The 2,176-nt window shown below is 72.6% G+C and carries 1 protein-coding gene; it reads right to left on the reverse strand.

The window, feature by feature from the left end; genetic code table 11:
- Positions 1-41 precede the first annotated feature (41 nt).
- Positions 42-2,063, reverse strand: a complete 2,022-nt coding sequence (paaZ, locus tag ACFWGZ_RS40700) for a phenylacetic acid degradation bifunctional protein PaaZ (RefSeq protein ID WP_382456923.1) — start codon at positions 2,061-2,063, stop codon at positions 42-44.
- Between the last annotated feature and the right edge of the window lie 113 nt (positions 2,064-2,176).

The raw sequence follows: 2,176 nt of genomic DNA on the forward strand, positions 1-2,176 counted from the left end.
GCCCCTGGGCCGACCCCGCGGGGCGGCCCGGCCTGTCGCCACTAGCTCTTGGCCACCAGCGTCAGCACGTCGTAGCGCGCCACCGACTCGCCCTTCTGGTTCGCCACGTCGGCGTCCCAGCGCACCTCGCCGTAGTCCTGGTCCTCGCGCGGCGTGATCTGCTTGACCGTCAGCGTCACCGTGAGCTGGTCGCCGGGGAACGTCGGCGTGACGAACCGCAGGTTCTCCAGCCCGTAGTTGGCCAGCACCGGGCCGGGCTCCGGCGAGACGAAGAGCCCCGCGGCGAACGACACCACCAGGTAGCCGTGCGCGACCCGGCCGCCGAAGAACGGGTTCGCGGCGGCGGACTCCTCGTCCATGTGCGCGTAGAACGTGTCGCCGGTGAACGACGCGAAGTGCTCGATGTCCTCCAGCGTCACCTCGCGCGGGCCGGCCACGACCGTGTCGCCCAGGCGCAGTTCGGCGAGCGTCTTGCGGAACGGGTGCACGTCGTCCTCGCGGCGGGGCGCGCCCGTGACCCAGCGGTTGGTGATGGCGGACAACGCGCGCGGGCTGCCCTGCACGGCCGTGCGCTGCATGTGGTGCAGCACGCCGCGCATGCCGCCCATCTCCTCGCCGCCGCCGGCGCGTCCGGGGCCGCCGTGCACCAGCATCGGCAGCGGGGACCCGTGGCCGGTCGACTCGCCCGCGTCCTCGCGGTCGAGCACCAGCAGGCGGCCGTGCCACGGCGCGACGCCGATCACGACGTCCCGCACGAAGTCGGTGTCGGCCGAGACGATCGACCCGACCAGCGAACCGGACCCGCGCGCGGCCAGTGCCACCGCGTCGTCGGCCGAGGTGTACGGCATCAGCGTCGACACCGGCCCGAACGCCTCGACCTCGTGCGGCTGCACGGCGTCGGCGGCGGCGCGCAGCAGCATCGGCGACATGAACGCGCCGCGTTCGGCGTCAGCGTCCACAAGGGACAGCGCGCCGTCGCCATACACCACCGAGGAGCTCTCCCGCAACGACTTCAGCGACCGGAGCACCTCCTCGCGCTGCTCCAGGCCGGCGAGCGCGCCCATCTTCACCGACCGGTCGGCCGGGTTGCCGATCACGACCTCGCCGAGCTTGGCGGCGACGGCCTCGCCCACCTCGTCGATCAGGCCGGCGGGCACGAGCGCGCGCCGGATCGCCGTGCACTTCTGGCCGGCCTTCGTCGTCATCTCGGTGACCAGCTGGTCGACGAACAGGTCGAACTCCGGCGTGCCCGCGACGGCGTCCGGGCCGAGGATCGAGCAGTTGAGCGAGTCGGCCTCGGCGTTGAAGCGCACGGACGACCGGATCACGGCCTGGTGCGTGCGCAGGTGCTGGGCGGTGGAGGCGGACCCGGTGAACCCGACGAGGTCCTGCGGGGTCAGGTGGTCGAGCAGGTCGCCCGCGGAACCGCAGACCAGCTGCAGCGAGCCCTCCGGCAGCAGCCCGGAGGCGAGCATCAGCTCGACCATCTTCTCGGTCACGTACGCGGTCTGGGAGGCGGGCTTGATCAGCGACGGCACCCCGGCGATGAACGCGGGCGCGAACTTCTCGAGCGGCCCCCACATGGGGAAGTTGTAGGCGTTGATCTGCACCGCGACCCCGCGCAGCGGAGTGCAGATGTGCTGGCCGACGAACGTGCCGCCGCGGCCCAGGGGCTCCAGCGCGCCGTCGACGAACACCTTGTCGTTGGGCAGCTCGCGCTTGGCCTTCGACGCGTACCCGAGCAGCACGCCGAAGCCGCCGTCGATGTCGATCCACGAGTCGGAGCGGGTGGCGCCCGAACGCGCCGACAGCGCGTACAGCTCGGCCTTGTGCTCCTTGAGGTACAGCCCGAGCGCCTTGAGCAGCTGCGCGCGCTGGTGGAACGTGAGCTCGCGCAACGCGGGCCCGCCGACCTCGCGGCCGTGGGCCAGCGCGGCCCGCATGTCGACGCCCGCGGACGAGATCCGGGCGATCTCCTCACCCGTGACGGCGTCGTGCAGCGGCGCGCCCTCCTCCGACGAGGTGTGCCACCCGCCCGACACGTAACTGCGCAGCAAGCTCATCGAGCCAACCCTTCTCACGCTGGGCCGGCGGGTCCGCGCCGACCTCGTTCCCGCACGGTAGCAGTGGCCGGGGTGATCTCGGCGGAGCTCGGGCGCGCGGGCGAGCAGAAGGG

It is taken from the genome of Lentzea sp. NPDC060358 (genome assembly GCF_042725365.1).
GTDB lineage: Bacteria > Actinomycetota > Actinomycetes > Mycobacteriales > Pseudonocardiaceae > Lentzea.